This is a genomic window from Spongiactinospora sp. TRM90649 (genome assembly GCF_029382225.1).
Lineage (GTDB): Bacteria > Actinomycetota > Actinomycetes > Streptosporangiales > Streptosporangiaceae > Spongiactinospora.
This window is the reverse complement of record NZ_JARLTC010000045.1, coordinates 25,893-50,737: the sequence shown is the minus strand read 5'-3', so window position 1 is coordinate 50,737 and position 24,845 is coordinate 25,893. Positions and strand designations below refer to the sequence as shown.

Genomic DNA, 24,845 nt, shown 5'->3' with positions numbered 1-24,845 from the left:
GGGCCCGTCCGGGCGTTGCCTGGCCCCGTGTCACGAACGCGTCACGATCTCCTCGCGCCCCGCGGAGGCCCTGAACGGGGCCAGCAGGCCGGGCACGGCCCCGTCGGCCAGCGCGACCGCCGCGTTCTCGGCGGCGTCGTGGAGCGAGTACGAACCGCTTCCGGCCGCGGTGGCCGCCACCAGCGTGACCAGGCCGGATCGGCGCTGGAACACCGACTGGCGGAAGTTCCAGCCGATGACCCCGGCCCGGTCAAGCGCGATGGCGCGGCGCACCGCGGAACCGGACCTGAAGATCAGGTGACGGGGGCCGAGGGCGTGGCCGAGCGCGCGGTAGGCGTCGGCGGCGAAAAGCGCGGCCACCGGTACGGCCACCGCCGGCACGAACCACGCCCACCACGGCACCCAGGCGATGCGCCAGTCGCACACCGCCACGGCACCGGCCAGGAAGACCACCGTGAACGCCGCCCACCGCAGCCGCCGGGCCCGTGCCGCGCGTGGGTGGGAGCTCAGGGCGGGCCGATCACCGGGGGAGACCTCCCCGGCGACCAGTCGCGCCACCGCGAGCGGCACCGGCGGGGTCAGCGTGTCGGCGCGCTCGGTCTCGTTCTCCCCGCCCGTGGACAGCCCGGCGACGATCGCCTTGACCCGGGCGCCGCCGCCCCAGCGCAGCGGCAGCGGCTCGGACAGCTCCACCCCGCGCAGCCGCCGCTCGGAGAGCGTCAGCGAGCGGGTGGTGAGCATGCCCCGGCGCAGCCGCAGGGTGCCGTTCGGCTCGCGGTCCAGGCGGTAGCGCCACCAGGACTCGGCGAACAGGAGCAGGGCGCCGGCCGTACCGGCCGCCAGGTTGACCGCGAGGAGCAGCGGCACGAGCAGCCACAGCGGCAGCGCGGTCAGGCGCTCCCACAGGCCGGCGTCCGCGCCGATGTCGAGCGGGTCGACCCCGAGGAGGTCGAGTGCCCGGTTGGCGACCCCGACGAGCGCCGCGCCGCCCGCCAGCGCCCACACGGTGAGCGGCGCGAAGCGGAGCCACGCCCAGGACAGCTCGGCGATCGGCGCGGGCGGCTCGCCAGCCGCCTCCAGGTGCAGCAGGACACGGCGCAGCCGGTCGGCCTCGGCGCGTCCGACCGGGTCGAGGGTCAGCTCCGCGCGGTCGGCGCCGGCCCGCTCACCGGTGCCGAGCCTGACCACGGCGAGCCCGAGCGCGCGGCGCACCGGGCTGGCGGTCACATCCACGGTCCTGACCCGGTCGCGGGGGATGGAGCGGTGCTCGCGCACCATGATCCCGGTGCGCAGTTCCACCCGGTCGCCGGTGATCCGGTAGGCGGTGGCGCGCAGTCTGAGCACGTCGTAGACCACCACCCCGATCACGATCAGCACCGCCGCCCCGGCGTCGGCGGCGGCCACCAGGGGCGGGGCCACCGCACGGTCCAGCAGCGCCTTGGTCAGGACCGTCGTCAGGGGCACCACGAGGGCCAGGGACATCACCGCGGACGCGGCGTACGAACGCCGGTGCAGCCGCAGCCAGTCGGCGCTCACGTGGCGTCGCCAGGAGTGGCCTGGGTGATGGCGGTGAGCCGTTCGGCCAGGTCGTCGGCGAGTGCGTGGTGCAGCCCCTCGATCTTGATGGCGCCCGCCGACGACGCGGTGGTCACCGTCACGTCGGACAACCCGAACAGCCGCTGGAGCGGGCCGCGGGCGGTGTCCACCGTCTGGATACGCGACATCGGCGCGATCCTCCAGGACCGGAACAACCACCCCGAGCAGGTGTAGACCGCCTGGTCCGTGACCTCCCAGCGAGAGAACCGGTATTGCGCCCTCGGCCCCACCAGCGCCAGCGCGAGCAGCCCCGCGCACAGCGCGCCGAGCAGTGCCGCCAGCCACCCGGGACGGTCGGTGAGCAGCGCGAACGCCACCAGGGCCGGAATCGCCAGCAGTGCCGTCGCCACCAGGCCCTGGACGGTCCACCAGGCGATGGCGCGGGGGTCGGCCTGATTGCGCGGGGGCCGCAGGTCCAGCATCGCTCAGCCCTTCTCTCGGGCCCGGCCGATCGAGCGGCCCGCCGCCCACAGGGCCACCCCGAGCACGCCCAGGGCGATGCTGGCGAAGATCTCGTATCCCCTGAACAGGGCCACGTGGTTGACCAGGAACCAGCTCGGCGAGCCGTCCGTCAGGTTGTTCAGCGCGCCGCCGACCGCCTGGACCAGGCAGAGCAACCCGGCGATCTCCAGTATTGCCTTCATGTCATCGACGATCGCCGAGCCCGCGCCTCCGTCGCGTCGGCCGGAAGGCGGCTCGGACATCGACTTTGGTAGCTGTCGCGGTGTCCGAAGGAGGCCATAACCTGCACTGAGAATGGTCGAGTACCGGTGGTTGCTGCCCTCGGTCCTGATCGGCTCGCCGGACGAGCGGTCGGGGCCCGTCCGGCGTTCCCCGCGCGACTGGTTCGTCGACATCGTGCTGTTCCTGCTGGCCTGCGCGTTCACGCTGAGCGTGCACGGCGACCTGACCGGCGCGCCGCGCCCCCTGGTGCTCACCGAGGAGATCCTCGGCGCGCTGTCCTGCGCGGCGGTCTGGGCCCGGCGCAGATGGCCGGTGGCGCTGGCACTGGCGTTCGCGCCGCTGTCCACGTTCTCACTGCTGGTCTCGGGGCCGCTGGTGATCGCGATCTTCACGGTCGCGGTGCACCGGCCCTTCCGATACGTCGTGCTGGTCATGGTGCCGCACCTGCTGGCCGTGATCCCCTACGCCTGGCTGCACCCCGACGCCGAACTCGGCGTCAGCGGCACGATCGTGGTGTCCGGGATCGCCTGTCTGATGGTGGTCGCCTGGGGGATGCTCGTGCGCTCCAGGCGGCAGCTCGTCCTGTCCCTGCACCACCAGGCCGCGCAGTCGGCCGAGCAGGCCAGGCGGCTGGAACGCGAGCGCATCGCCCGTGAGATGCACGACGTGCTGGCCCACCGGCTGTCGCTGCTCAGCCTGCACGCCGGGGCGCTGGAGTTCCGGCGCGACGCCGCCCCCGGCGACGTCGCCACGGCCGCCGCCGCGATCAGGTCCAGCGCCCACGAGGCGCTGCAGGACCTGCGGGCGGTCATCGGGGTGCTGCGGCAGGGCAGCGAGGGGGAGGCCCCGGAGCCGCCGCAGCCGACGCTGGCCGACCTGCGCGAGCTGGTGCAGGAGTCGGTCCGGGCGGGAACGCGCGTCGATCTCTCGGTCGAGGTGCCGGGCAAGGCCGAGGTCCCGGCGGCGCTCGGCCGTACGGTCTACCGGGTCGTTCAGGAAGGGCTCACCAACGCGCGCAAGCACGCGCCGGACGAACGGGCGTCCGTGGCCGTCGAGGGGTCGCCCGGCGACGGCCTGAGCGTCGAGATCCGCAACCACGCCCGCGAGACCCGCGGGCATCCCCGGCCGGTCGCCCGCCGTCCGGCCATCCCAGGCAGCGGCACCGGGCTGATCGGCCTCGCCGAGCGCGCCAGCCTCGCGGGCGGACGGCTGGAGCACGGCCTCGCCCCCGATGGCGACTACGTCCTGGCCGCCTGGCTACCGTGGCCGGCATGAACAGCGCGACGGGTTCCACCGGGCATTCCACTGGTCGATCCGGCGGTCGTTCTGGCGGGAGCCCCATCGGCGTGCTCATCGTGGACGACGACGCGCTGGTGCGCGCCGGCCTGAGCATGATCCTCGGCGGGGTGCCCGAGATCGCCGTGCTGGGCGAGGCCGCCGACGGCGACGAGGTGCCCGCGCTGGTCGAGCGGCACCGCCCCGACATCGTGCTGATGGACATCAGGATGCCCAAGGTGGACGGCCTTTCGGCCACCGAACGGCTGCGCGCCCGGCCGCGCCCGCCCGAGGTCGTCATCCTGACCACCTTCCACGCCGACGCCCAGGTGCTGCGGGCGCTGCGCGCCGGGGCCGCCGGGTTCCTGCTGAAGGACACCCCGCCCGGCGAACTGGTCGGCGCGATCCGCCGGGTGGCCGAGGGCGAACCGATCCTGTCACCCGCCGTGACCAGGCAGCTCATCTCCCATGTGGCCGACTCGGCCCCCGGCGACCGCCAAGGCCGCGCGCGGGCGCTGCTCGACCGGCTGAGCGAACGCGAGGTGGAGGTCGCGCTGGCCGTCGGCAGGGGCGGCTCCAACGCGGAGATCGCCGCCGAGCTGTTCATGAGCGTGGCCACCGTCAAAGCGCACGTTTCCCGGATTTTGACCAAGATGGAGCTGAACAACCGCGTGCAGATCGCGCTGACCGTCCACGACGCCGGTCACGGTTAGCGCTCGTCCCCTTGTCACCGGCCAAGTCAGTTGTGTGACGGCCGTACCCTTGTCTGATAGACGATTCTTTTCGAAAGGGTGCCTGACGAGGGCTGAGGGGACATGGGATGAGTTCAGCCGATGAGGGCCTGTCTCGTCCGCTGCCCGAGCAAGTCAGGCTCCACGTGGTCGATCTCGCGGCCCAGGTGCTCGGCAGCATCCCCGTGACCTCGGTGCCCGCCCCGTTGCGGGGCATCGCCAGGTTCGAGCCGCGCAAGCGCGCCAAGCTGGGCGGCACGCCGATCGCCGCGCAGTTGGAGACCGACAAGGAGTTCCGCGAGGTCGTCGCGGAGGCCCTGTCCGACGGCTGGCCCGAGCTGGTGGCCAGCCTGGCCGAGGGCACCGTCCCGCCCGCCGCCGACCCGGTGCTCGTCGCCGCCGCGGCCTACCTGACCCGCCCGCCCGGCTGGCCCGACATGGTCGAGGCGGCGCGCACCGACCTCGCCCGCGTGGCCGCCGCCGCCGAGGACTCCGCGCATGAGCAGACCATCGCCAGGCTGCGCGAGCAACTGGCCGCGCAGAAGACGGCGGCGAAGGAGGAGATCGACCGGATCCGCGAGCAGCTCAAGGCCAGCCGCGCGGAGAACGCCGACCTGCGCCGCAAGCTGCACGACGCGCGGGAGCGCGGCAAGACGGCCGAGAGCAGGGCCGCCGAGCACGCGGCGCACGCTGAGGAGGCGCGGGTCGCGCTGTCCTCGGCGGGCAGCGCCGCCGAGACCGAGCTGCGCCGTACCCGCGAACGGCTCGCCGAGGCCGAACGGCAGCTCGAAACGGGCCGCCGGGCCGCCCGCGAGGGGCGCAGCGCCGAGGACACCCGCGTGCGGGTGCTCCTGGACGCCCTGCAGGACGCCGCGGCGGGCCTGCGCCGGGAGCTCGCGCTGCCCTCCACGATCAGCAGACCGGCCGACACGGTGAGCGCGGTGGCGCCCGACCGTCCGGGGGTGCGCGCCGTCCCGGCCCGTGCCCTGGCCGACGACGACCCGGCCCTGCTCGACCAGTTGATGGCGCTGCCGCAGGTGCATCTGATCATCGACGGCTACAACGTCACCAAGACCGGCTACGGCACGCTCACCCTGGCCGACCAGCGCACCCGCCTGCTCACCGGCCTGGGCGGCCTGGTCGCCCAGACCCGCGTCGAGGTCACCTGCGTCTTCGACGGCGCGGAGCTGAACGGCCCGGTGCCGGTCGCCGCGCCCCGTGGGGTACGGGTGATGTTCAGCGCGCCCGGCCAGATCGCCGACGATTTGATCCGCCAGCTCGTGCGGGCCGAGCCGTCGGGGCGGGCCATCGCGGTGGTGTCCTCCGACCGCGAGGTGGCCGACTCGGTGCGGCGGATGGGCGCCCGCCCGGTGCAGTCCTCGCTGCTGTTGCGCCGCCTCGGCCGCGCCTGACAACTTTCTAGGCTGGTCCGGTTCTGGGGTGGTCCAGCCGACTCGCGGGCATTTGCCGACCCTTTACCGATACTTGGGCCGCTCATGGCCTCCCCTGGGTCTACCGTTGGCGTGTCACATCCCCGGAAGGGGCAGAGCGGGCACCACGTAGATCACTCGAATCACTCGGAAAGCGTGAGCCGCACCTGCATACTTCTGTACTATTTCGCCCCAGGTTCTGATGTTTAAAGGAGTTGGGTTGGTGCAGGTGAGGATCGCACGGGTTCCCGTCGCCGCCGGACTGGTTCTCGTCACCTTGACTGTCCCGTTCGCCGGAGCCGCCGCCGCCGACCCGCGGCCGACGCTCGCGCAGGCAAGGGCCAAGCTGGCGAAGCTCAACGCGCAGGCCGACAAGGTGGTCGACCAGTACAACACGGCCACCGACAAGCAGCAGAAGGCCAAGAAGAAGTATGCGTCGCTGAACACCGAATACACCAAGCAGCTCAAAACCGTGGACGGCCTGCGCCGTCAGCTCGTCGGCATGGCCGTTACGGCCTACCAGGGCGGCGAACTCGCGAGCTGGCCCGGCCTGCTCACCCAGCAGAACCCCGGCACCATGCTCGGCGGCCTCGCGTCCGTCAGCCAGCTCACGGCGTCCCGATCGCAGTCCCTCAACGCCTTCGACGTCGCCAACCGCGACCTGCGCGCCAAGCGCACCGCCGCGGAGAAGGCCCTCGACGAGGCCAAGGCCACGGTGGACGAGATCGAGGACGAGAAGAAGAAGGTCGAGGAGCTCATCAAGCAGCAGACCAAACTGCTGCGCCGCCTCAACAGTTACAACAAGGGCAACCCGGACAGCCAGGGCATGAAGTACACGGGCAGCGCCTCTGGCAACGCCCGCCAGGTGCTCGCCTTTGCCTACGCCCAGCTCGGCAAGCCGTACAGGTACGGCGGCACCGGGCCCAGCGGCTGGGACTGCTCCGGCCTCACCCAGGCCTCCTGGCGTGCCGGCGGCGTCACCCTGCCGCGCACCACCTGGCAGCAGTGGGCCTGGGGCGCCAAGCGCAAGGTCAACATGAACGCCCTCGAACCGGGCGACCTCCTCTTCAGCCACGGCCTCGGGCACGTGGGCATCTACGCGGGCGGCGGCAAGATGGTCCACGCCCCGCAAACGGGCGACGTCGTCAAGATCACCCCCCTCAGCTCCTACGGCAACAGCCGCTTCGTCGGAGCCATCCGCCCCTAGCCCCGGCCCGCCCCGGTTGTCGTACGCGCGGGGCCGCCTCGATATCGCGCCCCGCACATGCCTGCTGCCGCGTTCCGCGCAAGCCGTTGCCGTACGCGCGGGTCGGTGCCCAATTGGCCTCGCTGCGCTCGGGCTACGTGTCTTTATGACGGGCTGCGCCCGATGCCGGTGGTGCTCGTGTGCCGTCCGCGCGGGTGGCAGCTTCTCGCCCTAGGGCTGGATGTCTCGTCGATGCCGTGGCAGGTCAATGATGGAAGTGCCCGCCCTGGCCCCCTGAGGCGCGTCTCGGTGGCGGTCTCGTCATCAGGGGCGAGGAAGAACACTATGTCGGTGGGCACTCGTGGATCATGGCAAGTCGTGCGACTGAGGCAAAGCCCACCTCTTCAGAACAGTCACCACGGGATGCGGTTGGCCATCTTGGCTATCGAGGCGATGGTGCTGGTCAGGTGGGGCCGGGTGATGGCGGTGCTCAGCTGTGCGGCGCAGTGCCTGGGCGCGGCCTTCGGGTGGTGCGGTTTGGAGGCTTGCTGGGCGGAGGCGAGGGCGGACGTTGGTTCCGCTGGGCGGAGGGGGTGGGGGTTAGAGGTTGGTGGTGGCTTCTTCGATTTGGTGGAGGAGGCGGGTGGAGTCGGTGGTGTGGGCGATGGTGCGGGCCTCATCCGCCAGGGTGCGGGCGTCTTCGTGGCGGCCCTGGGCTATGGCGATGTAGATGAGGCCGACCTGGTTGGCGGCGACGCCGGGGAGGTGGCCGGACTCGCGGCGGAGGCGGGTTGACTCCTCCAGGTGGTCGCGGGCCTTGTCGAGGTGGCCTGCCTTGTGGGCCGCGATGCCCTGGTGGCGGAGGACCTCTGAGCGGGTGTCGTCGTCGGCCGCCTGGGTCGCGATCTCATCGGCTCGTTCGAAGAGCGGGCCGGCGGTGGCGTCGTCGCCGCGGACGAGCTGGTGGAAGCAGGCGATCCAGAACAGGGCCTCGCCCTCGCCGCGCTTGTCGCCGAGGGTGCGGTACAGGTCGGCGGCGCGTTCGAACAGGGGGAGTTCGTGTGGGTTCTCCCGGCGTTCCTCCAGGAAGCGGCCGTGCAGGACGCGGCCCCGGGCGAGGGCGAGGTCGGCTTCGACCGCGTCGAGTTCGCGGTCCGCGTCGGTCAGGGCGTTCTGATCACCGTTGAAGATCGCGCGTTGGTAGAGAAGCCCGGCCCGTTGGATTCGTCCGTCCGTGTCCATCGCCCTCACCCGTTCGCGGCTCGATGATCCGCGTAGCCTAGCGATCCCGGCGGCGTTGCGCGCTATTTACACAGAGTTATCGATCGCCTACCTTGAGCGATGTCCAGGTGCACGTGACATCACAAGGAGAGCTCATGCATTTCGTACTGGCCAGGCGTCTCGCCGTGGTCGTTCTCGGCGCCGCCGTGGCGTTCGGTGGCCACGGGATTCCGGCCGCCTCCGCGTCCGTTGAGCCGCCGCCGGTCGGCGCTCCCGACTTCCATGGTCCCGAGGCGGGAGATCCGTTCAAGTCGACGCTGCTGCGGCTGAAGGCCCGGACGAAGGGGTGTGCGGACGTCGGTGGCGTTCGCCGTCCCGGCGGCCGGGTCGTGACTCAGCGGTGCGGCGCCGGGGTGAAGGGCGTCATCGGCCGGGTGGGCGCGCCGTCCGTGACTCGCTGAATCCGTACCACCCGATTCTCCACCGCCCTCGTCGCCCCGGCCTCGCCTTCCTCGGGCCCTCGGGGGTGGTGGTCGTCGCCGTGTTCCGGGTGGGTTTTCCCCGGTTCGGCGTCGCCATGCGGCGGGTGGATGCGTGCGCATACGCCCGCTTTTGCTACACCGACTTTACTCATATAACGCTCGTTATGGCTCTGTGATGCGGAGCATAGCATGCGCCGCTAGGGGTTCAAGTGGATCCGTGAAACACCTGCGACCCGCCGATCTCGAACCCCCGCGCTGAAGATCTCTAGCGCCGCCCCCGGATGTGATCTCCGTTACGGCATTTGTCATGCTTTCCGGGATATGTGATGAGAGTCACACTCCATCTCGGAACCCCCGGTCATGCAGGGGATTCACACAAGATCCCGGGGTAGATACGATCTCCTGTCTTTGTCGGCTCTTTGCCGAGATATGGCGATAGGGGTACCTTCTCGCTGCGCGGTCGGCACGCCATGCCGCCGCGACACACCGGCCAGGATCCGCCGGTGTTTTTTCTGAATAGAGATCTATCCGGTCACCGCCGTCCGCGTAGGCGCGTGCCTTGACCCCCCCGTTCCGGGGCGGTGACCTGCCGAGTCCATGCAGTCAGGAGGCATGGAGCCGGGGACCCAATTGTCCGACTCGCACTGATCTTTTATCGGCGAGAACGGAGACAGGGGTGAATCGGCGCCGCGTGCGCCGTAGGGCGAAACTTCCCCGCCCGAATCCGTCAGCTAACCCGGTAGGCATTCGTGGAAGAGCTGAGGAGCAATCCTGTCCGCATCCCAGTATGATTCGCGGCTGTCTCGCCGTGCCCGCCTCACGATCGGTGGCACGGTTCTCACCCTCACCGCTTCGGCGGCGACCGTGGCGCTCGCTGCGACCACGGCCGGGGCGACGGCCGGTCCCGAACCATTCGCTTCCGAGGTCGAAACGGTGACGACGGTGACCACGCCCGAACCGGGCGAGGCCGCACCGGCCGAGGCACAAGCCGCCAAGGCCAAGTCCAAGACCAAGAAGCTGAGTAAGGCGGCCAAGCAGAAGGCCAAAGCCGCCAAGGCCGTTTCTGTGGCCAAGAAGCAGGTCGGCGATCCGTATCGGTGGGGAGGCACCGGTCCGAACGCTTTTGATTGCTCAGGTCTCGTTCAGTTCAGTTGGAAGAAAGCCGGCGTGAACCTTCCGCGCATCACGCACAGCCAATATGCGCGCGTCAAGAAGAAGGTGTCCTACAAGAACCTGCGGCCCGGAGACCTGCTGTTCTTCCGGGGCAAGGGCCACGTTGGAATGTACGTCGGTAACGGCAAGATGGTCCATTCGCCCAGCAGTGGAAAGACCGTCCGCATCGACAAGCTCAGCGGCTGGCGTAAGGCGAGTTTCAGCGGCGCCGTACGTCCGGGCATCTAGCCCGGCCTCCGGCCGGGTTCCGTCCGGGCCTCGTCTCACGAGGCCCGGCGGTCACCGGTCCCGGTCCTCCCCGCCCCCCTGGGGACCGGGACCGGCCGCCATCCGGGGTACGGCAGGCGTCCGAATCCCGCGATGGTGGCTCTCCGGCGGGCGGATCCTAGAGAATGCGCTCTGGGAGACGGTCCGACCGGGGGGAGTGGCGCTGGTGCGAGGGGTGCGCGGAGCATGGATCGCGCTGGCGGTGCTCGGCCTGGCGATCGGCCTCGTCGTCGCGCTGGCCACGCCCTGGTATCCGCTTCCGGCGGACGCGCCGCCCGTGACGCCGGACCCGGCGCGCGACTTCACCGCCGCCGAGATCGCCCGGTCACGGGCGTTCGACGCGGCGATCAGCGTGCCGTCATACGTGTCGCTCGCGCTCGGCCTGGCCTTCGCGATCGTGCTGGTGGCCACGCCGTTCGGCGCACGCGTGGTGCGGCGGCTCCCGGGACCTTGGTGGGTGCAGGCCGTCCTCGGGATCGTGGCGCTGACCGTGATCGTCGAGCTGCTGCGCTGGCCGCTCGGCATGTGGTACGAGACCTACCTGGTGGACTACGGCCTTTCCACCCAGAGCTGGGCCTCCTGGAGCATCGACCGGCTGAAGAACATCGGCGTGGGCACACTGCTGACCGCCGTCATGGTGGTCGCGGTGATCGCGCTGGCCCGGCGTTTCGCGCGGTGGTGGATCCCGGCGGCGGTGGGCGCGTTCACGCTGACCCTCGCGGCCTCGTTCGTCTACCCGATCGTGGTCGAGCCGCTGTTCAACGACTTCCAGCCGATGCGCGCCGGGCAGTTGCGCGACGACCTGCTGGCCATGGCCGCCCGCGACGGCGTGCCCGTGGAGGACGTGCTGGTCGCCGACGCGTCGCGGCGCACGACGGCGCTCAACGCCTACGTCTCCGGGTTCGGCGCGACCCGCCGCATCGTCGTCTACGACACGCTGCTGCGCGCCCCGGCCAACGAGATCGAGCTGATCGTGGCGCACGAGCTGGGCCACGCGAAGAACGACGACGTCCTGTCCGGCACGCTGATCGGCGGCCTGGGCGCGGCGTTCGGCGCGGTGCTGCTCTTCCTGATCACCTCGGCCGGTCCGCTGACCCGCCGCACCGGGGTCCGCTCGGTGGCCGACCCGGCGGCGGCCGGGCTGCTGATGGGGCTCATGAGCCTGGCCACGTTCCTGTCCGGGCCCGCGCAGAACGTGGTCAGCAGGCACATCGAGGCCCGCGCCGACGTCCACGCGCTGGACCTCACCCGTGATCCGGCCACGTTCGTGGCGATGCAGAAGCGGCTGGCCGTCACCAACATCTCCGACCTGTCACCCGATCCGCTGGAATACGTCCTCTACTCATCGCATCCCACGGCACCGCAGCGGATCGCCTCGGCCCGCTCCTGGGCGCTGCTGCACGGCCGGCCCGAGCCATGACGGAGCCGCGGGAACCTGGCCCCGCCCTCGTCGTCACCAATGACTTCCCGCCGCGCCCCGGCGGGATCCAGGCGTTCGTGCACGGCCTCGCGCTGCACCGGCCGCCGGGGTCGATGATCGTCTACGCGCCGAGCTGGACGGGGTGCGAGGCGTTCGACCGCCGCCAGCCGTACCGGGTGGTGCGTCACCCCGGGCGTCTGATGCTGCCGGTGCCGGGCGTCGCCCGCAGGGCGGCGCGGCTGGTGCGCGAGCACGGCGTGGAGACCGTGGTGTTCGGCGCGGCGGCGCCGCTGGGCCTGCTGGCGCCCGCGCTGCGGACGGCCGGCGCCCGGCGCGTGGTCATGCTCACGCACGGCCACGAGGCGTCGTGGGCCCGGCTGCCCGGCCCCCGGCAGGTGCTCGCGCGCATCGGCGCGCACGCCGACGTCGTCACCTATCTGGGCGAGTACACCCGAGGACGGCTGGCGGAGGTCATCGACCCCGGCAAGCTGGCCCGCCTGACCCCCGGCGTGGACACCTCCGTCTTCCGGCCGGGCGCGGGAGGCGCGGAGGTCCGCAAACGGCTCGGCCTGTCCGGCCGCCCGGTGGCCGTCTGCGTGTCCCGCCTGGTCTCCCGCAAGGGCCAGGACGTGCTGGTGCGGGCCTGGCCGAAGGTGCTGCGGGCCGTCCCCGAGGCCGCCCTGCTCCTGGTCGGCGGCGGCCCCGGCCGCCGCGCCCTGCAGCGGGCCGCCGCGCGCCTGGGCGGGTCCGTGCGCTTCACCGGCCCGGTGCCGTGGAGCGCGCTGCCCGCGCACTACGACGCCGGAGACGTCTTCGCCATGCCCTGCCGCACCCGCCTGGGCGGCATCGACGTGGAGGGGCTCGGCATCGTCTACCTGGAGGCGTCGGCCACCGGGCTGCCGGTCATCGCGGGGTCGTCGGGCGGGGCCCCGGACGCCGTCCGGCACGGCGAGACCGGCCTGGTCGTGGACGGCACGTCCGTGGACGAGGTCGCGCGCGCCCTGATCGACCTGCTGTCCGACCCCGGCAGAGCGCGGATGATGGGAGAGCGCGGGCGCGCCTGGACCGAACGCGAGTGGTCCTGGCCGCTGGTCGCCGCCCGCTTCGACGAGCTGCTCGGCTCCCGGACGAGACCGCCCTCGTGATCACCAGGGAAGGTGACGCCGTGGAAACGCGGGGATCCCCGGAATACGACGTGTTCATCTCCTACGCCCACGCGGACCGCGACTGGGTCGCCGCGTTCGCCCGCCGCCTTGGCGAGCGCGGTCTCACCGTCGCCTGGGACGGCGAGCTGATCACCCTGGGCGACCTGATCGTGGTGCGGGTCGAGGAGTTCGTCCGGGCGTCGGCGAACGGCATCCTGGTCCACAGCCCGGCCTCCGCCGGGAGCGCCTGGGTGCGCAACGAGTACGCGGCGATGATGAAACGGGCGATCGAGGAGAACGTGCGGGTCATCCCGGTGCTGATCGGCGACGGCCCGCTGCCGCCGCTCGCGGGCGCCCGCGCCGCCGCCGACTTCCGGCAGGAGCGGGCCGCCCGCTGGGACGAGACCTTCGAGCGGGTGGTGCGGGCGCTGCGAACGCCCCTGTGAGCACCGACGCCCGCGGCCGTCAGGTGTAGAGGTCTTCGATCTGCTTGGCGAAGTCGGCCATCACCACGTTGCGCTTGATGGACTGCTTCGGCGTGACGTGCCCGGACTCCTCGCTGAGTTCGATCTCCAGCACGCTGAACTTCTTGATCTGCTCGGCCCGGGACACCATCCGGTTGGCGTCGTCCACGGCGCTCTGCACCTGGGCGATGATCTCCGGGTCGGCGCTCAGCTCGGCAAGCGTGGCGGACTCGCGCGCGTTGGTCTTCTTCCACTGGGCCAGCGCCTCGGGGTCGAGGGTGACCAGCGCGGCGACGAACGGCCGGTCGTCGCCGACCACCATCGCCTGGCTGACCAGGGGGTGGGCGCGGATGCGGTCTTCCATCGGGGCCGGGGCGACGTTCTTGCCCGCCGCGGTGACCAGGATCTCCTTCTTGCGGCCGGTGATGCGCAGGTAGCCGTCGGTGTCGAGTTCGCCGACGTCGCCGGTGTGGAACCAGCCGTCGGGGTCGATGGCCTCGGCGGTGGCCTCGGGGTTGTCCCAGTAGCCGTCGAAGACGTGGCGGCCCTTGACCAGCACCTCGCCGTCGTCGGCGATGCGGAGTGTCACGCCGGGGAACGGCTTGCCGACCGTGCCGATCTTGTTCGCGCCGGGCATGTTGACCGTGGACGGCGCGGAGGTCTCGGTCAGGCCCCAGCCTTCGAAGACCTCGATGCCGACGCCCCGGAAGAAGTGGCCGAGCCGGTCGCCGAGCGCGGAACCGCCGGAGACGGCTGCCGACAGATTGCCGCCGGTGGCGGCGCGCAGCTTGCCGTACACGAGCCGGTCGAACAGGCCGTGCCGCAGGCGCAGCCCGAACCCGGCGCCGCCGGTGCCCTCGGCGCGGCTCCATGCGATCGCGGTGTCGGCCGCGGCCTTGAAGATCTTGCCCTTGCCTTCGGCCGTGGCCCGCTGCACCGCGCCGTTGTAGACCTTCTCGAAGACCCTCGGCACGGCCAGCAGGAAGGTGGGTCCGAAGGACTGCAGGTCGGGGGCGACCTCGCGCAGGTTGGGGGAGTGGCCGAGCACCGCGCCGGTCTCCACGAGCACGACCTCGATGATGCGGGCGAAGCTGTGCGCGAGCGGCAGGAACAGCAGCCCCGCGCGGTCGGGCTTCTCGAACAGCCGCTCCAGCGGCCCGGCGACCACGTTGCGCGCGGTGAACAGCAGGTTGTCGTGGGTGAGCCGGCAGCCCTTGGGACGGCCGGTCGTGCCCGACGTGTAGATGATCGTGGCCAGGTCGGCGGCGCCCTGGGAGGTGCGGCGCTCCTCCAGGGTCTCGGCGGACACGCCGGCCCCGCTCTGGGTCAGCTCGCCGACGGCGCCGTCGTCGAAGCACCACACCGGAATCCGCTCGGGCAGCCCGGCGACGACCTCGGCGACGATGTCGCGGTGCTGGGCCTGCTCCACGAAGGCGGCCTTGGCGCCGCTGTCGGACAGGATCCAGGAGACCTGTTCGGCGGAGGAGGTGTCGAAGATCGGGACGCTGACCGCGCCCGCCGCCCAGATGGCGTAGTCGGCGACGGTCCACTCGTAGCAGGTGCGTGACATCAGGGCGATCCGGTCGCCGGGCATGATGCCCGCCTCGATCAGGCCCTTGGCCAGGGCGGCGACCTGGTCGCGGAACTCGCCCGCGGTCACCGCCGTCCAGGCGTCGCCGGACTTGCGGCGGATGACCACCCTGCCCGGTTCTTGTTCGGCTCGCTGGAATACCGTGTCTGTGCAGTTGGCGGCGGCCGGCACGTCCACCAGCACCGGGACGCTGTACTCGCGCACGGGTCACTCCTTGCGGGGCGGTCGATCTGTGCCTGGACGCTACCGCGATAAGTTACGACTGGGTAGAGTTCGTCATCTAGGCGTTACTAAGGGCGTTGACAACCTGACGACCACGTTACCAGCAGTCACTCCCGGTATCCGGCGCGCCGGAGACGGCTGATTAGGATGTCCGGCATGCGGGTCCATGTCGTGAGCGATGTGCACGGAAGGGCCGACGCGCTCGCCCGCGCCGGTGACGGCGCGGACGCGTTGATCTGCCTCGGCGATCTGGTCCTCTTCATCGACTACGACGACCACTCCCAGGGCATCTTCCCCGAGCTCTTCGGCGCGGCCAGGGCGGCCGAGTACATCGGCCTGCGCACGGCGGGCCGCTTCGACGAGGCGCGGACGATGTCGGCGGGGCTGTGGGGCTCGCTGGACGGCGACCCCGCCGAGCACATCGAGCGCATGGTCGAACGGCAGTACGCCGAGCTGTTCGCCGCCATGCCCACACCCGCCTACATGACCTACGGCAACGTCGACATCCCAAGGTTCTGGGCCGCGCACGCCCGCGAGGGACACCACATCCTGGACGGCGAGCGCGTCGAGATCGGCGGGCTGACCTTCGGGTTCGTGGGCGGCGGGCTGCGCACGCGGTACCGCACGCCGTACGAGATCGACGACGACGAGTACGCCGCGAAGGTGGAGGCCGTCGGCGAGGTGGACGTGCTGTGCTGCCACATCCCGCCCGCCGTGCCCGAACTGCTCTACGACGTGGTGGCCAGGCGTTTCGAGCGGGGCAGCGAGGCGACCCTCGACGCGATCAGGCGCACGCAGCCCAAGTACGCGCTGTTCGGGCACGTGCACCAGCCCCTGGCGTCCCGTACCAGGATCGGCCGCACGGAGTGCGTGAACGTCGGGCACTTCCGGGCCAGGCGCACCCCTTTCACGCTGGAGTGGTGACTACGTGACGCATGGGGGAAACGAGTACGGTTAGGCCATGGCTGATCGCACCACCTCATCCATCACGATCGGCGCAGACCGGCCGGCCATCATGGCGGTGATCGCCGACTTCGCTTCATATCCGGCATGGGCTCAGGTCAAGTCCGCCGAGGTGCTGTCAACCGGAGCGGACGGCCGCGCCGACCGGGTGCGCTTCGCCCTGGACGTCGGCGTGATCAGCGACTCCTACGTCCTGTCCTACACATGGCACGACGACGACGGCGTCGACTGGCGGATCGCCGAGCAGGGCGGCATGGTGTCCGGCCTGACCGGCAGCTACCGGCTCGCCCCGGCGGGCGGCGCCACCGAGGTGACCTACGAGCTGGCCGTCGAGCTGAAGGTGCCGATGATCGGCATGATCAGGCGCAAGGCCGAGAAGGTCATCGTGGACACCGCCCTGAAAGGGCTGAGAAAACGCGTCGAGGCGGCATGACCGGCCGCGACGGCGGGCCGCGCCGATGAGCGCGCCGCGCGTGCTGCTGTTCACCGGCAAGGGCGGGGTCGGCAAGACCACGGCGGCGGCGGCCACGGCGGTGCTCGCCGCCCGCGCCGGGCACAAGACGCTGGTCGTCTCCACCGACACCGCGCACTCCCTCGCCGACGCCCTCGGCGCCCCGGCCGCGCCCGACCCCGCCGAGATCGCGCCCGGCCTCTACATGCTCCAGGTGGACGCCCAGCGGGCCATGGAGCGGTACTGGGGCACGCTGCGGCACTATGTCCGCGACGTGTTCAAGGAACTCGGCATGGACGAGATCACCTCCGAGGAGATCACCGTCCTGCCGGGGGCGGAGGAGCTGATCGCGCTGCTGGAGCTGCGCGACCAGGCCGAGACCGGTCGCTGGGACGTCATCGTCGTGGACTGCGCGCCCACCGGCGAGACTCTGCGGCTGCTGGCGCTGCCCGAGGCCCTGGACTGGCACGTCGGCAGGCTCCTTCCGGCGGGCAGGCGGCTGTTGCGCGCCGCGTCGCCGCTGATCCGGCACGTGATGGGGATCAGCCCGCCCGGCGAGGAGGTCGTCGGGGTGGGGGAGCGGCTGCACCGCGGGCTGCTGGCGGTGCGCGAGCGGCTGACCGGCGAGAACGCCTCGGTGCGGCTGGTGCTCACCCCGGAGACGGTGGTGCTCGCCGAGGCCCGCCGTACGCTGACCTCGCTGAGCCTGTACGGCTACCGCGTAGACGCCGTCATCGCCAACCGGGTGTTCCCGGAGGAGGGCGCGGACGACTGGCGCAGGCAGTGGGTGGCCGCGCAGTCGGCCAGGCTGGCGGAGGCGGCGGAGTCGTTCGCGCCGCTGCCGATCCACCGCGTGCCGTACCTGGGGGAGGAGCCGATCGGGACCGCCGCGCTCGCCGGGGTCGGCGCGGCCATGTACGGCGATACCGACCCCTTCGCGCCGCCCGCCGGCGACCCGCCCCTGATGATCGGCGAGTCCGGCGAGCTGGTGCTCGCGCTGCCGCTCGCCGTGCGCGAGGAGGTCGATCTGGCCAGGAAGGGCGAGGAGCTCATCGTCACGGCCGGGGCGCACCGGCGGATCATCGCGCTGCCGGGGGCGCTGGCCCGCCGCCGGGTGAAAAGCGCCGCGCTCCTCGACGGACGCCTGCGGGTACGGTTCGAGTCAGGAGGGCTTGATGACTGAGAAGCGTGGCAACGACGAGAAGGCCTCCGCGGGCGGGTCCGGCACGCAGGACGCGTGGAGCGCGGAGGTAGACCAGATCGACGGCCCGACGGCCACCCCGGCCGACACCGAGCCTCGTGACGCTCAGGAGGAGGCTGCGGAGCCATCTGAGGCTTCCGGGGCTTCGGCGGCCGACGCGCGGGCGGCGGCGGAGGCCCGGGCCGAGGCGGCACGGCTGGAGGCGGCGGCGGCCGAGGAGGCCGCGGCACGGGCCGCCACCCGGGCCGAGGAGGCCCGGCGGGCCGCCTGGGAGCGCGACGTGGAGCGGGCCAGGGCCGAGGGCCGCGACCCGCTGTCGATGGTCGCGGGCGAGGCCCGGCGGCTGCTCGACTCCCTGCAGGACCGCGCGGCCCGGGAGATCGGCCGCGGCCTGCTCTGGGGCACCAGGAAGAGCATCGGCCAGATGCTCGGCGGCGGCGCCAAGCCCGAGCGGGAGCGCGATGTGTGGGAGGACGCCGTCTCCGACCACCACGAGGACGGCTACATCTGCCGCGCCTGCCCCGTGTGCCGGGTGATCGCCGCCCAGCGCGAGGCGGGCCGGGCGAGCACGAGCGCCGGCGCCGACATCGCCGACCACCTGGTGGCGGCGGGCGGCGAGTTGGTGACCGCGCTGCGCGAGGCCGTGGACGCCCTGGCGCGGCCCACCCCCGCCCGCAGGCCGCGCGAGGACCGTCCGGGCCAGGCCGACCGTGACGACCACGGCGACGTGGAGCACATCGACCTGGGCTGATCGCCCGGAGGAGCCCGGAGGAGAGGGTCGGGAGATGGCGCTGACCATCGGAGTCGACATCGGTGGCACCAAACTGATGGGCGGCCTGGTCGACGACGACGGGCGGATCCTCGCCCAGACCCTCCGGCCCACTCCCGCCGACGACCCCGACAAGGTCGCCGAGACGATCGCCGACGTGGTCAGGGAACTGGCCCACGGCCACGAGGTCGAGGCGGTCGGCCTGGGCGCGGCGGGCTTCGTGGACGAGTCCCGCGCGTTCGTGCGCTTCGCGCCCCACCTGGCCTGGCGAGAGGAGCCGCTGAGGGACAAGGTGGCGGCGCTGGTCGGGCTGCCCGTCACGGTGGAGAACGACGCGAACGCCATGGCCTGGGCCGAGGCGAGGCACGGCGCGGGCCGGGGCGAGAGCCATATCGTGTGCGTGACGGTCGGCACCGGCATAGGCGGCGGCATCGTGCTCGGCGGTGAGCTGTACCGGGGACGGTGGGGCATGGGCGCCGAGATGGGGCACATGCAGGTGGTCCCCAGGGGCCGCCTGTGCGACTGCGGAAACCTGGGCTGCTGGGAGCGCTACGCCAGCGGCGGCGCGCTGGTCGAGGAGGCCCGTGTGATCGCCGCCGCGGAGCCGCACCGGGCGGCGCTGCTGCTCGACCTGGCCGGGGGCTCGCCCGCCGACATCAAGGGCGAGGACGTCACCGAGGCGGCGCGGCGGGGCGACGACGCCGCGCTGACGGCCTTCGGGAGCATCGGCGACTGGCTGGGGCAGGGCATGGCGGATCTGGCCGCGGTGCTCGATCCGGGCTGTTTCATCCTCGGCGGCGGGGTGTCCCGCGCCGCCGACCTGTTCATCGACCAGGCCAGGCGGTCCTTCGCGCGGGCGCTGACCGGCAGCGGGCACCGGCCGGTCGCCGACATCCGCCTCGCCGAGCTGGGCGCCGCGGCGGGGCTGGTGGGCGCGGCCGGGCTGGCCCGCCGCCGGTGACATGGCCGAGATGGAGAAGCCTTTTCGACCGGTCGTCCGGAGATTGATGCTGGAAGTCCGGAAACGCCGGGTTTGGCCGCTTGTGGCCAGGACGCTGGCCGCTACCGTGCATGCCGGACTACTCTGCGTCGCATGACCATCAGGGTCGCGACGTACAACATCCGCTCGATGCGTGATGACGTGCCGGCGCTGGTCAGGGTCATCAGGGCGCTGCGCCCCGACGTCCTGTGCGTGCAGGAGGTCCCCCGGCTGTGGTGCTGGCGGCGCAAACGCGCCAGGCTCGCCGCGGAGACCGGGATGATCGTGGCCGCCGGACGGCGGCGCGGCGGCATGGCCGTGCTGACCGGCCCCGGCGTCCGCGTGCTGAGCGCCGAGACGCACCTGCTGTCCTTCCGCCTGTTCCTGGAACGCCGGGCGGTGGCGATCGCCGTGGTCGAGGCGGACGGCCTGCGCCTGGGGGTCGCGTCGGTGCACCTCGACCTCGACGTGGCCGCCAGGGCCCTGCACGCCGCCGAGGCGATCACGCTGCTTGAGGCGGCGGCCGAGCCGTACGACGCCGTGCCGGTGCTGGCCGGCGACATCAACGAACACGCCGACCGCGAGACCTTCCGCTACATCGCCGGACGGCTGACCGACTGCTACGCGCACGCTCCCAGGGGCGACGGCCTGACCTTCACCGCCAGGCGGCCGGGCAAAAGGATCGACGCCGTCTTCGCCGGGTCCGGTGTGTCCGTCGTGTCCTGCGGCGGGGCGGAAGCCGACCCCGCCGACCTGGCCGCCGCCACCGACCATCTTCCCGTCGTGGCCGAGCTGCGGGCCTCCTGAGCTCGGCGTTCGGCCGCACCGGAACGGCATCGGCGCGCGTTTAACCGGGTGGATGTCCACGCGCGGGAGATCGTGCCCGTACGATTTGCCTATGACCAGCCGCTCAGTGCGGCGTGTGGTGGCGGGTGTGGGAGCCGTGCTCCTCGCCGGGCCTGTCCTTCCTGGCATGTCGGCCGCCTACGCGCACGCCGATCCGCCGCGCCCGTCCGCCGTCGCCGAGTCGTGGCAGCGGTCCGAGCGCGTCCGGCTGCAGGGCGACGGTTCGCTGTCCGACGTGGCGGGCCTGTCCAGCACCGATGTGTGGGCCGTCGGCCAGCAGGACATCTGGGACGCCTGGGAGAACCGGGGGGCCATCGCGCACTGGGACGGCCGCGCGTGGACCCAGGTCGGCATCCGCAACGACGACACCGGCGCGGGCTACCTGCGCTCGATCGCCGCCGCCGCGCCCAACGACATCTGGACCGTGGGGGCGGGGCACGACGGCCTGCCGTACGTCGCCCACGGCGACGGCTCCGGCTTCGACCGGGTCGGTGTGGAACAACTGCGCGCGAGCGACTGGCTCGCCGGGGTGGCGGCGGTGCCGGGGCGGATGGTCGCGGTCGGCACCCGCGAGCGCAAGCCGCTGATCGTCACCCGATCCGACTCCGGCTGGCGCGTCGAGTCGGCCCGCGACGAGGGCACCCTGTACGGCGTGTCCCTGCAGCCCAAGGGCGACGGCTGGGCCGTCGGAGACGCCGACGGCAAGCCGCTGATCATGCGGCGCGGCTCCGGCGGCGGCGACTGGAAGACCGTCTCCGCCCCGCGCGTCGCCGGCGGATACCTGCGCGACGTCCACAGCGACGGCCCCAAGCGAGCCCTGGCCGTCGGCGGCGTCTACCTCGGCGACGGCAAGGTCTCGCCGCTGGCGCTGTCCTGGAACGGCAAGCGCTGGTCCGAGGTGCGCGTGCCCGACCGCGACGCCCGCCTGTACGGCGTGACCGGTGACGGCAAGGGCACCTACTGGATCTCCGGCTACGACCCCGGCAGGCCGGGACAGGCGTTCCTGCTGCGCCACCAGGGCGACACCACCGAGATCATGCGCGGAGAGCCCGGCAAGTCGCCCCGGACGATCAGGTTGCAGGCGGTCGGCCATCTGCCGGGCAGCCCCGGCTCGGTGTGGGCGGTCGGCCACGCCATCGACGACAAGGACGCCTACACCGACGTCGTGGAGCGCTTCGGCTCCGGCACATCCAAGGCGCTCGACGCCCCGTCGTCCGACGCCACGCCCGCGACGTCCTGACCCGCGCGGCCAGGCGCAGGACGGTCAGATGACGGCGCCGTCGTCCCAGCCGGAGTCGCCGGGCGGGCCGTCGCCCATGCGCACCACCAGGGCCACGAACCCGCCGATGAAGGCGGCCACGGCGGTGAACAGCGCCCACCCCGGCATATGCCAGCCGAGCACGGCGGCCAGCAGCAGATAGGCCGGGCCGCCGAAAAGGCCCGCCCAGGCGAGCCTGGTGGAGGCGTCGGCCCGGGGGAGCGGCGGCGGTGGCGGCGGCTCGTAGTGGCCCTCATCGGGCTCATCGGGCTCGTCCGCTTCGCCGTCAGGGACACGGTCGTCGGCGTCGGCGGGATCGCGCGTCGCGGTGCCGCCGGACGCGTCGGCCCCCGGGTCGTCGGCGTCGCGGCCGGACGCGCGCCTGACGGGTTCGGCCGGGAGGTTCTCGCTGTCCGGCCATGGCTGGCCGGCCGCGGTGTCCACGGCAGGCTCGTTGAACGAGGCGACGATCTGCCGCCAGACCTCGTCCTCGTCACTCTGGGGCGTCACGTACAGGGCCTGTCAGTCATCGCAGTCCCGTGCCTTCCTCCCGAGGCCGCCACCCCCATCGGCGATCAGTCCCTCTGTAAGGGTACCGAGGCGTGCGTCCTGATGAATTCCAGGCTCCCCGCGAAGATCTCGCCCGCGTCGTTGTCGAGCGTCGCCACATGGTAGCTGTCGGCCAGTTCGACGACGGAGAGGTTGCCGCCGGTCAGCCGCTCGCGGAGGATCCTGACACTGGTGGGCTTCACGACGTGGTCCTGGGGGCTGTGGTAGACCAGCAGCGGCTGGGTGACCAGGTTCAGCCGGGCCTGCACGAGCGACCACAGGCGGGGCAGGGTGGCCGCCGCGCGCACCGGGGTGCGCGAATAGGCCAGTTCGGTCACCCCCGGCCGCTTGATGTCCCCGGCGACGCCGGGCACCGAGGGCAGCACCAGTTTCAGCAGCGGGGCCAGGCGCAGCAGCGGGACGTCGCTGGTGATCGAGGGGTTGACCGCGACGACGCCGCGCACCGCCGGGCCGTGCACCTCGGCCAGGCGCAGCGCCAGGCAGCCTCCGAGCGACAGCCCGCACACGAAGACCTCGGCGCACCGCCCGAGCAGGTCGGCGAAGGTCTTGTCCAGCTCGGCGTACCAGTCCTCCCAGCGGGTCCGGCTCATCTCCTGCCAGGTGGTGCCGTGGCCGGGCAGACGGGGCAGCGCGACGGTCAGGCCGGCGGCGGCCAGGTGCTCGGCCCACGGCCGCAGCGACTGCGGCGTGCCGGTGAATCCATGACAGAGCAGGACACCGACCGGGCCTCCCTCGCGGTGGTACGGCTCGGCGCCGGGCAGGACGGGCATCGCGCGCCTCCTCTGGCAGTTCGCCCGATATTCGCATGAGACACACCCGTTTGGGGAGAGGAACGGCGGTTCGGCGTGGTGAGACTTCCCGGCCGGAAGATGGGAAGATATCTGCTTGCCCCACCGGCACCGATCCACGGCGTGTTCCCCTGCCCGGGATCGATGGCGGAACCCGATGCCGAGAAGAGGTGCCCGGAGTGTTCTACTGGGTGGTCAAGGCCATCTTGGCGCCGATCCTGCACCTGGTGTTCCGCCCATGGGCGGAGGGAGTGGACAACGTTCCGCGCGAAGGGCCGGTGATCCTGGCGGGCAACCACCTCTCCTTCGCCGACCACTTCTTCGGCGCGCTGTTCCTGCCCAGAAAGGTGATCTCGCTCGGCAAGGCCGAGTACTTCACCGGCACCGGCCTGAAGGGTCTGCTCAGCCGTCTGTTCTTCTCCGGGGTCGGCACCGTGCCGATCGACCGGTCGGGCGGCAAGGCCAGCGAGGCGGCGCTGCGCACCGGGCTGCGGGTGCTGCGCGCGGGCGACGTGCTGGGCATCTACCCCGAGGGCACGCGCTCGCCCGACGGCCGCCTCTACAAGGGCAAGACCGGGGTGGCCAGGCTGGCGCTGGAGTCGCGGGTGCCGGTGATCCCTTGGGCCATGGTCAACACCTTCGAGATGATGCCCCCGGGGCGTCCGCTGCCCAAGCTCGGCATCCGGCCCGGCGTCCGGTTCGGCAAGCCGCTCGACTTCTCCCGCTTCTACGGCATGGAGGACGACCGGCTGGTGCTGCGCGCGGTCACCGACGAGATCATGTACGCGCTGATGGAGCTGGCCGAGCAGGAGTACGTGGACAAGTACGCCGCCAGCGCCAAGATCGAGATGGTCAAGGCGGCGCGCGAGGCCAAGGCGGCCGAACAGGGCCGGGCCGCGAGCTAGACGGCGCCGCCGCCGACTGCCGGTAGCGCTCCGTAGCATGGCCTGCATGGCGAACCTGCTCTACTCGGGCACCATGTCGCTCGACGGGTTCATCGCGGGGCCCGGCGGCGACATGTCCTGGCTGACCAGAGCGCGTCGCCCAGCGCGAAGAGCCCCGGGCGACCGCCATCTGGACCCGCGTGGTCTTACCCCGGCCGGGAGTAGCCCGCCGCACGGTTCAGCAGCTCCTGGGTCGCCGCCAGATAGCCCGCGTGGAACCGCGTGCGCGCGCCGAGCTGTTCGCACAGGGCCTGCACGCGCCGCTGCACGGTACGCGAGCTGAGCCTGAGCTGCCGGGCGATCGTCTCGTCCTTCATGCCGCCCGCCAGCAGTGTCAGCACGTCGGTGTCGGAGTGCCGGGGCCACGACTCGCCCTCTGGCTCCGCGCCGGGCGTCAGGCGCAGCGGCACGGCCGAGCGCCACAGTGCCTCGAACAGCGCCACCAGCGCGTCGAGCAGCGCCGAGGGGTGCACGACGAGGGCGCTGCCGTCCGCCTCGTCCTGTTCGGAGACCAGCGGGAGCATCGCGGTCCGCCCGTCGGCGATGGCCAGCTTGAGCGGAACGTCCCCGAGCCGGGCCTGCTCGCCGTCGGCGATCGACCGGCGCGTGTGCTCCAGCATCCCCGGCTCGTCGAAGGCGCGCGGGCCGTATACGGCCCGCGCCTGCGCCCGGCGGTCACCACGCCGTCGCCGATCCTCGCCCTCGTCGGTGATGTCCATCGCGTACGGCGGATGCACCAGCACCAGGATCTCGTCGGCGGCGTTGTGTTCGAGCTGCAGGAACCGGCGGGCGACCGCCTCGCGGCCGGTCACCACCTCCAGCACCTCCTCCGGGTGGTTGCCCACCCGGCCCGCGACCTCGGTGGCGAGCAGGGCCACGGCGGCCCGGCTGTGCGTGATCTCCTCGTGGCGGCGGGCCACCAGGATGTCGACGGCCACGCTGGGCGGCGTGGCGAGCAGCCGCAGCGGCCTGCCCGCCACCCGGGTCACCAGGCCCAGGTTCTCCATCCGGGGCAGCATCCGCCGGATCGCCGCGACCGAGGCCCCGGTCTCCGCCGACAGCTCGCTGAGCGTGGACGGCCCCTGCCGCAGCAGCGCGCGGTAGCCGGTCTCTTCGGCGGCGCCGACTCCCAGGCCCTCCAGCAACCGGCGTCCTGCCATGTCCTCTTCCCCCATGGTTGGTGAGCGTA

At 72.1% G+C, this 24,845-nt stretch carries 25 protein-coding genes and 1 riboswitch; of the genes, 17 read left to right on the top strand and 8 right to left on the bottom strand.

The features are described 5' to 3' along the window. Window positions 1-30: 30 nt before the first annotated feature. From P3X83_RS38375 to P3X83_RS38365, 3 genes are read right to left on the bottom strand one after another with little or no spacing between them, the layout of a single operon-like run. Window positions 31-1,536 carry a PH domain-containing protein gene (locus P3X83_RS38375; protein ID WP_277310302.1) on the bottom strand — a complete coding sequence of 502 codons (1,506 nt, stop codon included), beginning with the start codon at window positions 1,534-1,536 and terminating at the stop codon, window positions 31-33. Next, window positions 1,533-2,018 (bottom strand): PH domain-containing protein, encoded by a 486-nt coding sequence (locus P3X83_RS38370; protein ID WP_277310301.1) that lies wholly within the window; start codon window positions 2,016-2,018, stop codon window positions 1,533-1,535. Before P3X83_RS38370 ends, P3X83_RS38375 begins: the two co-directional genes overlap by 4 nt. 3 nt (window positions 2,019-2,021) lie before the next feature. Further along, window positions 2,022-2,240 carry a hypothetical protein gene (locus tag P3X83_RS38365; RefSeq protein ID WP_277310300.1) on the bottom strand — a complete coding sequence of 73 codons (219 nt, stop codon included), beginning with the start codon at window positions 2,238-2,240 and terminating at the stop codon, window positions 2,022-2,024. Between the two features lie 112 nt (window positions 2,241-2,352). Between P3X83_RS38365 and P3X83_RS38360 the strand changes: the two genes are divergently transcribed. The 4 genes from P3X83_RS38360 (at window position 2,353) to P3X83_RS38345 (ending at window position 6,923) form a co-directional block, all read left to right on the top strand. Further along, a complete protein-coding gene (locus tag P3X83_RS38360; protein ID WP_277310299.1) occupies window positions 2,353-3,555 on the top strand; it encodes a histidine kinase in 1,203 nt (400 codons plus the stop codon). Continuing rightward, the gene (locus tag P3X83_RS38355; RefSeq protein ID WP_277310298.1) at window positions 3,552-4,268 is read left to right on the top strand and encodes a response regulator transcription factor; all 717 of its coding nucleotides are present in this window, start codon (window positions 3,552-3,554) and stop codon (window positions 4,266-4,268) included. Before P3X83_RS38360 ends, P3X83_RS38355 begins: the two co-directional genes overlap by 4 nt. A 107-nt stretch (window positions 4,269-4,375) precedes the next feature. After that, window positions 4,376-5,698, top strand: coding sequence for an NYN domain-containing protein (locus tag P3X83_RS38350; RefSeq protein ID WP_277310297.1), 1,323 nt, complete (start codon window positions 4,376-4,378; stop codon window positions 5,696-5,698). A gap of 247 nt (window positions 5,699-5,945) precedes the next feature. After that, window positions 5,946-6,923 carry an NlpC/P60 family protein gene (locus tag P3X83_RS38345; protein ID WP_277310296.1) on the top strand — a complete coding sequence of 326 codons (978 nt, stop codon included), beginning with the start codon at window positions 5,946-5,948 and terminating at the stop codon, window positions 6,921-6,923. Between the two features lie 579 nt (window positions 6,924-7,502). Here the strand turns inward: P3X83_RS38345 and P3X83_RS38340 are convergent. Then, the gene (locus P3X83_RS38340) at window positions 7,503-8,144 is read right to left on the bottom strand and encodes a hypothetical protein (protein WP_277310295.1); all 642 of its coding nucleotides are present in this window, start codon (window positions 8,142-8,144) and stop codon (window positions 7,503-7,505) included. 134 nt (window positions 8,145-8,278) lie between these two features. On the opposite strand from P3X83_RS38340, the gene P3X83_RS38335 reads away from it, so the two are divergent. From P3X83_RS38335 to P3X83_RS38315, 5 genes are all read left to right on the top strand, one after another. Beyond that, complete coding sequence (locus tag P3X83_RS38335; RefSeq protein ID WP_277310294.1) at window positions 8,279-8,584, top strand: hypothetical protein; 306 nt, start codon at window positions 8,279-8,281, stop codon at window positions 8,582-8,584. 598 nt (window positions 8,585-9,182) lie between these two features. After that, window positions 9,183-9,366, top strand: a riboswitch (cyclic di-AMP (ydaO/yuaA leader). Window positions 9,367-9,469: 103 nt separating this feature from the next. Beyond that, on the top strand, window positions 9,470-10,006 hold the full coding sequence (locus tag P3X83_RS38330; RefSeq protein ID WP_277310293.1) for a C40 family peptidase: 537 nt from the start codon (window positions 9,470-9,472) through the stop codon (window positions 10,004-10,006). Window positions 10,007-10,211: 205 nt separating this feature from the next. Continuing rightward, window positions 10,212-11,465 carry a M48 family metallopeptidase gene (locus P3X83_RS38325; protein ID WP_277310292.1) on the top strand — a complete coding sequence of 418 codons (1,254 nt, stop codon included), beginning with the start codon at window positions 10,212-10,214 and terminating at the stop codon, window positions 11,463-11,465. Beyond that, a complete protein-coding gene (locus P3X83_RS38320; protein ID WP_277310291.1) occupies window positions 11,462-12,610 on the top strand; it encodes a glycosyltransferase family 4 protein in 1,149 nt (382 codons plus the stop codon). Before P3X83_RS38325 ends, P3X83_RS38320 begins: the two co-directional genes overlap by 4 nt. Window positions 12,611-12,630: 20 nt before the next feature. Then, window positions 12,631-13,056: a toll/interleukin-1 receptor domain-containing protein gene (locus tag P3X83_RS38315; protein ID WP_277310290.1), complete on the top strand. Its 426-nt coding sequence runs from the start codon at window positions 12,631-12,633 to the stop codon at window positions 13,054-13,056. Between the two features lie 19 nt (window positions 13,057-13,075). Here P3X83_RS38315 and P3X83_RS38310 read toward each other — a convergent pair whose 3' ends face one another. Further along, window positions 13,076-14,869 (bottom strand): AMP-dependent synthetase/ligase, encoded by a 1,794-nt coding sequence (locus P3X83_RS38310; RefSeq protein ID WP_277310289.1) that lies wholly within the window; start codon window positions 14,867-14,869, stop codon window positions 13,076-13,078. 174 nt (window positions 14,870-15,043) lie between these two features. Here P3X83_RS38310 and P3X83_RS38305 point away from each other — a divergent pair, with 174 nt between their 5' ends. The 7 genes from P3X83_RS38305 to P3X83_RS38275 all read left to right on the top strand — a co-directional run bounded on the left by P3X83_RS38305 (window position 15,044) and on the right by P3X83_RS38275 (window position 21,336). Continuing rightward, window positions 15,044-15,811, top strand: a complete 768-nt coding sequence (locus tag P3X83_RS38305; protein ID WP_277310288.1) for a metallophosphoesterase — start codon at window positions 15,044-15,046, stop codon at window positions 15,809-15,811. A 37-nt stretch (window positions 15,812-15,848) separates the two neighbouring features. Then, window positions 15,849-16,283, top strand: a complete 435-nt coding sequence (locus tag P3X83_RS38300) for an SRPBCC family protein (protein WP_277310287.1) — start codon at window positions 15,849-15,851, stop codon at window positions 16,281-16,283. A 25-nt stretch (window positions 16,284-16,308) separates the two neighbouring features. Continuing rightward, the gene (locus P3X83_RS38295; protein WP_277310286.1) at window positions 16,309-17,484 is read left to right on the top strand and encodes an ArsA family ATPase; all 1,176 of its coding nucleotides are present in this window, start codon (window positions 16,309-16,311) and stop codon (window positions 17,482-17,484) included. Beyond that, a complete protein-coding gene (locus tag P3X83_RS38290) occupies window positions 17,477-18,253 on the top strand; it encodes a hypothetical protein (protein WP_277310285.1) in 777 nt (258 codons plus the stop codon). The genes P3X83_RS38295 and P3X83_RS38290 overlap by 8 nt, the downstream gene beginning before the upstream one ends. A 34-nt stretch (window positions 18,254-18,287) precedes the next feature. Further along, window positions 18,288-19,232, top strand: a complete 945-nt coding sequence (locus P3X83_RS38285; protein ID WP_277310284.1) for an ROK family glucokinase — start codon at window positions 18,288-18,290, stop codon at window positions 19,230-19,232. Window positions 19,233-19,364: 132 nt separating this feature from the next. Next, window positions 19,365-20,057: an endonuclease/exonuclease/phosphatase family protein gene (locus tag P3X83_RS38280; protein WP_277310283.1), complete on the top strand. Its 693-nt coding sequence runs from the start codon at window positions 19,365-19,367 to the stop codon at window positions 20,055-20,057. 91 nt (window positions 20,058-20,148) lie between these two features. Beyond that, window positions 20,149-21,336, top strand: a complete 1,188-nt coding sequence (locus tag P3X83_RS38275; protein WP_277310282.1) for a hypothetical protein — start codon at window positions 20,149-20,151, stop codon at window positions 21,334-21,336. Between the two features lie 24 nt (window positions 21,337-21,360). Here P3X83_RS38275 and P3X83_RS38270 read toward each other — a convergent pair whose 3' ends face one another. Continuing rightward, the gene (locus P3X83_RS38270) at window positions 21,361-21,864 is read right to left on the bottom strand and encodes a hypothetical protein (RefSeq protein WP_277310281.1); all 504 of its coding nucleotides are present in this window, start codon (window positions 21,862-21,864) and stop codon (window positions 21,361-21,363) included. Between the two features lie 65 nt (window positions 21,865-21,929). Then, window positions 21,930-22,694 carry an alpha/beta fold hydrolase gene (locus tag P3X83_RS38265; RefSeq protein ID WP_277310280.1) on the bottom strand — a complete coding sequence of 255 codons (765 nt, stop codon included), beginning with the start codon at window positions 22,692-22,694 and terminating at the stop codon, window positions 21,930-21,932. Window positions 22,695-22,891: 197 nt separating this feature from the next. On the opposite strand from P3X83_RS38265, the gene P3X83_RS38260 reads away from it, so the two are divergent. Then, on the top strand, window positions 22,892-23,617 hold the full coding sequence (locus P3X83_RS38260; protein ID WP_277310279.1) for a lysophospholipid acyltransferase family protein: 726 nt from the start codon (window positions 22,892-22,894) through the stop codon (window positions 23,615-23,617). Between the two features lie 185 nt (window positions 23,618-23,802). Here the strand turns inward: P3X83_RS38260 and P3X83_RS38255 are convergent, their stop codons facing one another. Beyond that, the gene (locus tag P3X83_RS38255; protein WP_277310278.1) at window positions 23,803-24,831 is read right to left on the bottom strand and encodes a helix-turn-helix domain-containing protein; all 1,029 of its coding nucleotides are present in this window, start codon (window positions 24,829-24,831) and stop codon (window positions 23,803-23,805) included. Window positions 24,832-24,845 lie beyond the last annotated feature (14 nt).

Coding starts and splice junctions, on each gene's coding strand:
- P3X83_RS38295 (WP_277310286.1), top strand. CDS start 16,309: ATGAGCGCGCCGCGCGTGCTGCTGTTCACCGGCAAGGGCGGGGTCGGC.
- P3X83_RS38300 (WP_277310287.1), top strand. CDS start 15,849: ATGGCTGATCGCACCACCTCATCCATCACGATCGGCGCAGACCGGCCG.
- P3X83_RS38350 (WP_277310297.1), top strand. CDS start 4,376: ATGAGTTCAGCCGATGAGGGCCTGTCTCGTCCGCTGCCCGAGCAAGTC.
- P3X83_RS38340 (WP_277310295.1), bottom strand. CDS start 8,144: ATGGACACGGACGGACGAATCCAACGGGCCGGGCTTCTCTACCAACGC.
- P3X83_RS38370 (WP_277310301.1), bottom strand. CDS start 2,018: ATGCTGGACCTGCGGCCCCCGCGCAATCAGGCCGACCCCCGCGCCATC.
- P3X83_RS38280 (WP_277310283.1), top strand. CDS start 19,365: ATGACCATCAGGGTCGCGACGTACAACATCCGCTCGATGCGTGATGAC.
- P3X83_RS38320 (WP_277310291.1), top strand. CDS start 11,462: ATGACGGAGCCGCGGGAACCTGGCCCCGCCCTCGTCGTCACCAATGAC.
- P3X83_RS38255 (WP_277310278.1), bottom strand. CDS start 24,831: ATGGGGGAAGAGGACATGGCAGGACGCCGGTTGCTGGAGGGCCTGGGA.
- P3X83_RS38305 (WP_277310288.1), top strand. CDS start 15,044: ATGCGGGTCCATGTCGTGAGCGATGTGCACGGAAGGGCCGACGCGCTC.
- P3X83_RS38265 (WP_277310280.1), bottom strand. CDS start 22,694: ATGCCCGTCCTGCCCGGCGCCGAGCCGTACCACCGCGAGGGAGGCCCG.
- P3X83_RS38275 (WP_277310282.1), top strand. CDS start 20,149: ATGACCAGCCGCTCAGTGCGGCGTGTGGTGGCGGGTGTGGGAGCCGTG.
- P3X83_RS38365 (WP_277310300.1), bottom strand. CDS start 2,240: ATGAAGGCAATACTGGAGATCGCCGGGTTGCTCTGCCTGGTCCAGGCG.
- P3X83_RS38355 (WP_277310298.1), top strand. CDS start 3,552: ATGAACAGCGCGACGGGTTCCACCGGGCATTCCACTGGTCGATCCGGC.
- P3X83_RS38335 (WP_277310294.1), top strand. CDS start 8,279: ATGCATTTCGTACTGGCCAGGCGTCTCGCCGTGGTCGTTCTCGGCGCC.
- P3X83_RS38360 (WP_277310299.1), top strand. CDS start 2,353: ATGGTCGAGTACCGGTGGTTGCTGCCCTCGGTCCTGATCGGCTCGCCG.
- P3X83_RS38290 (WP_277310285.1), top strand. CDS start 17,477: ATGACTGAGAAGCGTGGCAACGACGAGAAGGCCTCCGCGGGCGGGTCC.
- P3X83_RS38285 (WP_277310284.1), top strand. CDS start 18,288: ATGGCGCTGACCATCGGAGTCGACATCGGTGGCACCAAACTGATGGGC.